The organism is Massilia sp. CT11-108, assembly GCF_047302915.1.
Taxonomy (GTDB): Bacteria; Pseudomonadota; Gammaproteobacteria; order Burkholderiales; family Burkholderiaceae_D; genus Telluria; species Telluria orientalis.
On record NZ_JBKYMO010000359.1, the window covers coordinates 1 to 6,005 of the forward strand.

Below are 6,005 nucleotides of genomic sequence, written 5' to 3' on the forward strand. Positions count from 1 at the left end.
GCGCGGCGGCGAACCGCGGCGGCGGGATCGATCCAGCCATGTTCGACTTCCTTCCCTGAACGCGTGACGAGCGCAAGGATAGGGGGCCTCACTTAGCGAATACTTAGCCGCTGGCGCAGTCGCATTACGCGCCCTGCCGCAGCGGTATGGAGGCATACCGATGGCGCTGCCGGTAACCGGAACCTGGCGTAAACATGAACCGTATTGATTTCCTGACGCTAAGGGTTTGCTAAGTCGGCCTGCCTACCATTGCCGGGTTCCCTCAGCTGCCGATCCGGCGATATGAAATATTTTGCATCTCTCATGCTGGCGCTGGCGTTCCTGTCAGGGCCGGTATCCAGCGTCCAGGCGCGCGCTGCGCGCACCGTCAAGGTCGTCAAGACGAAACCGGCACATACGCACCGGCATGCCAGGCCGCACAGGCGCCATCGGGCGCCGGGGGCGCGGGCGGTCAGGATGGTGGCGCTGAAGTCCAGCGCCGTCCTCATCCTCGACCCGAAGACGAAGGCCGTCCTGTATGGGAAGAATGCGCAGGCCGTCATGCCCATCGCTTCCCTGACGAAGCTGATGACGGCCCTGGTCGTCCTGGAAGCGAAGCAGGACATGGCGGAGGTGCTGGCCGTCACGGATGCGGACGTCGACCGTCTCAAATACTCGTCGTCGCGGCTGCACGTCGGTACGCGCCTGTCGCGCTCGGCCATGCTGCACATTGCACTGATGAGTTCGGAGAACCGCGCGGCGTCGGCGCTCGGGCGGCACTATCCGGGAGGAACGAAGGCATTTGTCGCGGCCATGAATGCGAAGGCACGGGCGCTGGGCATGCGGCGTACGCATTTCGTGGAACCGACCGGCCTGTCGAGCGCCAACGTCTCCACGCCGGAAGACCTGGCCCGTCTCGTCGTTGCCGCCGAACGCCATGCGCTCATACGGCGGTATTCGACGGACCGGCATTTCACGATTCGCCAGGGCCGGCAGCATACCGACTACCACAACACGAACCGGCTGACGGCAAACCCGCGCTGGAAGATCCGGCTGCAGAAGACGGGTTACATCGCCGAGGCCGGCCGTTGCATGGTCCTGCACGCCACTGTCGCGGGGCGCCCGACGGTCATGGTGTTCCTCGACGCGCAGGGAAAATTTTCCCGTGCGGCCGACGCCAACCGGGTGCGCGCATGGCTGGCCAGAAACCGGCTCGCGGCACGCGGCTGAGTCCGCACTCGCAGCGATTGAACTTGGGCGGCAATCGTGCAACGATTTGATGCATCGCCGCAAGAAATGTTTGGACAAATGCGACGCGTGGGCGAAAATTCTCCGGTTATCCTCTGTTGCCCGCCGATTTCATGAACGGACCCGACACCCAACCCACGCCGCCATCGCTGCGCGCCGCTATCGCCCACCGTTTCAGCCTCCACGACGACAAGGCGGACGACGCCGAGATCGACCGCGCCATCCGCGCCGGCGTGGAGTTGCAGGGCGCGACGTTGTGGATCCTGATGCTGGCGATCCTGATCGCGTCCGTCGGCCTGAACACCAACTCCACTGCCGTGATCATCGGCGCCATGCTGGTGTCGCCGCTGATGGGGCCGATCGTCGGGTTCGGCTACGGGATCGGCATCCTCGACTTCGCGCTGATCCGCCGCGCGCTCGCCAACCTCGGCATTGCCGCCACGATCAGCCTGTCGACCTCGACGCTGTATTTCCTCGTCACGCCGCTGGCCGAGGCGCAGTCGGAACTGCTGGCGCGGACGACGCCCTCGCTGTGGGACGTCCTGATCGCGCTGGCGGGCGGGCTGGCCGGCATCATCGGGCAGACCCGGCGCGAGAAGTCGAACGTGATCCCCGGCGTGGCCATCGCGACGGCGCTGATGCCGCCGCTGTGCACGGCCGGCTACGGCCTCGCGAACGCGAACTGGTCGGTGTTCGGCGGCGCTTTTTACCTGTTCTCGATCAATTGCGTGTTCATCGCGTTCGCGGCCGTCATCGTCATCGACTTCCTCCGTTTGCCGCACCGGAAATTCATCGATCCCATCAAGGAGCGCCGCGTCAAGCGGGCGTTGCTGGCGGTCGTGCTGCTCACCGCGTTGCCGAGCATCTGGCTCGCGGCGCGCCTCGTCGACAACGAAGTCTTCGGCAGCCGCGCGCGCGAGTTCGTGCGCAAGGAATTCAATACGGCGTCGGTGCACGTGCTGGAGACCCGCGTCGCGCCGGGGACGCACGACATCGAAGTCACCCTGATCGGCACGCCGCTGGCCAGGACGGCGATCAAGACCATCGAGCGGAAGCTGGCATCCGCCGGCCTGACGAACGCGCGCCTGTTCGTGCACCAGGGCGAGGCGCCGCACGTCGAAAGCCAGAAGATCGACGTCGGCAGCCTGAAGGCCGACATCCTGGCCGATATCGTGCGCAACAACCAGGACGCGCTGCAGGACAGGGATGCCACGATCGAAGCCTTGCGCCACCAGGTTGCGGCCCAGCAGGAATGGGTGGCGGCGGCCGGCGCGGTGAAACGCGAATTCGAAGCGCAGTACCCGCAGTGCGGCGACGTCCTCGTGGGCAAGGCCGCTCAGGACGGCGTCGACGGCGCGGCGCCGGTGCCTTTCCTCAGCGCGACTTGCCGGCGCATGCCGCGTGCGGACGAGGTCAAGCGGATCAACGAGTGGTTGAAGGTGCGAAGCGGCATGTCTGACGCCAGAGTGGTTCTTGTCGCCGGACGACCGCAGACCGTACGACGCCCCGCGCCAGGTCCATGATCCCCGTTGGTCGCTTCGGTCTGGTCGTGGAACAGCACCTGATGGGCGGGGAAGGGGAGATTATGGTTTCGCAGGGCCCGTCAGGAGCAGCAGCAGCACGCTGTGCGGCGCCAGCCGCGCTTCCAGTTTGGCGCTGGTGTCGCCCGTCTTCTTGCTCCACAGGTCGGACCAGCGGTAGACGGTCTGCTTGAAATCGACTGACCGGTTGTTCAGGTCATCGATCAGGACTTGCTTCTTCCAGTCGTGGTGAACGTCGGCAGGCTGGTTGGAGCGGTTCAGGAACATCAGCGCCCACTGGCCGCCGTCGAGCGGCTTGGCATAGACTTCCAGCGGACCGTCGGCGAGGACGCGCAGCGCCTGCACACCCAGCTTGTCCTGGTTCACCGCGATCACGCCGGGGTTGGTCAGGATGCGGCGGGTCGACTCGGACATGGAGCGCAGGTCGTTGCCCAGGATGAGGGGCGAGGCCATCATGGCCCAGATCGACAGATGGGCGCGGTCTTCATCCTCGCTCATGCCGTTGCCCACTTCGAGCATGTCCATATCGTTCCAGTGGCCAGGCCCTGCGAACTTGCGCAGGTTTGCCTGCTTGTCGAGGATGCGCAGCACGCCCAGACCAGTCGAGAGACCGGGACTGAATTCGCAGTCGAAGCAATTATAGATATCGGGTGTGGTGCGCCACGAATGGCCGACCTGGCCGGCCCACTCCCACGGCTTGCTCATGCCCCATTCGCATATGCTGAACAGCATCGGGCGGCCCGCCTTGGCGATCGCGTCGCGCATCGTGGTGTAGGCCGCTTCAGCGTTCATGCTCGGGGTGTTACACCAGTCGTACTTGACGTAATCGATGTCCCAGCTGGCGTAGGTCCGCGCATCCTGATATTCGTGGCCGCGGCTGCCGGGACGGCCGCCGCAGGTGGTCGCGCCGGCGTCCGAGTAGATGCCCAGCTTTAGTCCCTTGCCGTGCACATAGTCTGCCAGCACCTTCATACCGGATGGGAAGCGCTTGGGGTCGGGCTGGATGTTGCCGTCGGCGTCGCGCTGGCCTTGCCAGCAATCGTCAATGTTCACATACTGGAAGCCGGCGTCCTTCAAGCCATGCTTGACCATGGCATCGGCAGTCTCGCGGATCAGGCGCTCGTCGATTTCGCAGGCAAATTTGTTCCAGCTGTTCCAGCCCATTTGCGGGGTGCTGGCCAGGCCTTCTGCCTTTTGAGCCCAGCTATTGCCAAAGGCGGCGGCACCCAGCAAGGCGCCTAACACGAGCTGCGCCGTGCGTTTGGTGTTCATCTTGATTCCTATCATTATGCGGATGTTTGAAAGTTTGCGTTCGTGTGGGCGGCCAGCACGCTTGCCGTGACCGCCGCAACTGCAAGGTCGGGCCTTGGCCGCCTGGTGTGAGCCTTGAACGTGCATCGAACCGCAAATTCGCGTCTCACCGACTCGTGTAGAGCGAGGTGGCATCAAGGAGGCACACGCTTGACAGCGTAACTGCCGGCTTTATTTTGCGTCCGGCGTCGTGGGCGGTAGCGGAACCTGGCCTGAGCCTGAAGCATAGGCAATCCGTCGTGGACAACGATATCGGCGGCAATCGAATTTCTAGCAATCCGCAGAAATTGCAAGCAATCTTAACCACAGTGAAAAACGTTTCATATTTGATAGGCTGTTCAAGGAAGAATTCGGCTGTACGCCGAAGTCATTCCGGATGCTAGCCGCCCGGCAGCCGCAGCGGGGACAGCCCGTCGATAGCGTTCCGTCAGAACCACTTGCCTGAACACTGCGGCTGAACCGCTGCAGGGCCGCGCGAGGCGTGGTCATCCCCATCCCCTGCCAGTCTCCATGTCGCCGGCCGCCACGGCCGATTTCTACTGTGGCTAACATCGCTTGCAATTTCTGCGGTTTGCAAGAAATTCGATTGACAGCGATATCGGTGCCCATGTGGAACGGCCTATGTTTTGCACACGGGTCTGATTCCGCGACCGTCTTCCGTCCGCCACGGTGCCCGAACCCGGCACCCGGCCGATGCTGGGAATCGGCCTGCTGAGGTTTCGGAAATGTTTTCCAAACACACAAGTAAAATGGACACGACGAAAGCACAGCGGATCGCACTGTTATTCAACGCGAACAAGATATTCGATTACGAAGTCATTGCCGGCATTGCCGCCTATTTTGGAAGTACGGGGGCGGCTTGGGATATCTTCCTGGAAGAAGATTTTCGATTGCGCCTTGCGGGCATCGAGCACTGGCAGGGCGACGGCGTTATCGCCAACTTTGACGATCCAGCCGTGGCAGAAGCGTTGTCGCGCTGTAGCGTACCGGTGGTCGCAATTGGCGGTTCCTATGCCGACCCGTCGAATTACCCTGCCGGTGTACCCTACGTTGCGACCGACAACATCAAGCTGATCGAACTGGCACATCAGCATCTGATCGATGTCGGCCTGCAGCGTTTCGCCATGTTCAGCGTTCCCGCCACCGCGGAAAACCGCTGGGCGCAGGAGCGCGAGAATGCCTTCCGCAGCCTGATGCAGGGCGACCGCCTTGAAGCGGAGATATTCCGCGGCTGCGAAACCAGCGTCCATTCGTGGGACGAGGCAGTCCAGGGGCAGATTGACTGGTTGCGCAGCTTGCCCAAACCGGTTGGCATCATCGCCGTCACGGACGCGCGTGCACGCCAGCTCATACAGGCCTGCATTATCGCCAACGTCGAAGTGCCGGAACAGGTGGCGATCATCGGCATCGACAACGACCCGCTGGTGCGCAGGCTCACCCGCATACCGCTCAGTTCCGTGATCCAGGACGCGCAGGAGATCGGGCGCGCGGCCGCCCGTCTGATCGGGCAGATGCTGCACGGGGTGTGCCCGCCGAAGACGCCGATCGTGGTGCCGCCGGCCGGCATCAACGTGCACGCGTCCAGCCAGTACCAGCTGATCAAGCATCCGAACGTGATGCGCGCGCGCCACTTCATCCGCCAGTATGCGTGCCAGGGCATCAGGACCGAACAGGTGGCCCAATACGTGGGCGTGTCGCGCTCTACGCTCGACGCCGTGTTTCGCCGGGAGCTGGGATGCAGCGTGCACGACGTGATCCTGAGCTTCAGGCTCAGTGCCGCCCGGGCCGGCCTGGATAGCGGGGATCGCAGCAAGGCCGACGTGGCGCTGAACAGCGGCGTTACGTCTATCTAAGTAGTCATGCAAAATTTATCGTGAACTTGCTGCCGAAGCCTCTCATCAAGGATTGAATCTCGTCGAGCAAATC

Annotated in this window: 4 protein-coding genes; 3 read left to right on the plus strand and 1 reads right to left on the minus strand. The window is 63.2% G+C overall.

Translation table 11 applies throughout. From position 1 onward, the window contains the following. Positions 1–303 precede the first annotated feature (303 nt). Both pbpG and ACEN88_RS22750 read left to right on the plus strand, forming a co-directional pair. Positions 304–1,209, plus strand: a complete 906-nt coding sequence (gene pbpG / locus ACEN88_RS22745; RefSeq protein ID WP_413343271.1) for a D-alanyl-D-alanine endopeptidase — start codon at positions 304–306, stop codon at positions 1,207–1,209. A gap of 131 nt (positions 1,210–1,340) precedes the next feature. Continuing rightward, entirely contained in the window at positions 1,341–2,750 is a 1,410-nt protein-coding gene (locus ACEN88_RS22750) for a DUF389 domain-containing protein (RefSeq protein ID WP_413343273.1), read from the plus strand. Between the two features lie 60 nt (positions 2,751–2,810). On the opposite strand, the gene ACEN88_RS22755 is transcribed toward ACEN88_RS22750, so the two are convergent. After that, a complete protein-coding gene (locus tag ACEN88_RS22755; RefSeq protein ID WP_413343275.1) occupies positions 2,811–4,040 on the minus strand; it encodes a glycoside hydrolase family 27 protein in 1,230 nt (409 codons plus the stop codon). Positions 4,041–4,828: 788 nt separating this feature from the next. Between ACEN88_RS22755 and ACEN88_RS22760 the strand changes: the two genes are divergently transcribed. Beyond that, complete coding sequence (locus ACEN88_RS22760) at positions 4,829–5,932, plus strand: substrate-binding domain-containing protein (protein WP_413343277.1); 1,104 nt, start codon at positions 4,829–4,831, stop codon at positions 5,930–5,932. The last annotated feature ends 73 nt before the right edge of the window (positions 5,933–6,005 follow it).

What these genes read in the sequence shown, in the direction of transcription:
- pbpG (WP_413343271.1), top strand. Translation starts at nt 304, where the DNA reads ATGCTGGCGCTGGCGTTCCTGTCAGGGCCGGTATCCAGCGTCCAGGCG.
- ACEN88_RS22750 (WP_413343273.1), top strand. Translation starts at nt 1,341, where the DNA reads ATGAACGGACCCGACACCCAACCCACGCCGCCATCGCTGCGCGCCGCT.
- ACEN88_RS22755 (WP_413343275.1), bottom strand. Translation starts at nt 4,040, where the DNA reads ATGAACACCAAACGCACGGCGCAGCTCGTGTTAGGCGCCTTGCTGGGT.
- ACEN88_RS22760 (WP_413343277.1), top strand. Translation starts at nt 4,829, where the DNA reads ATGGACACGACGAAAGCACAGCGGATCGCACTGTTATTCAACGCGAAC.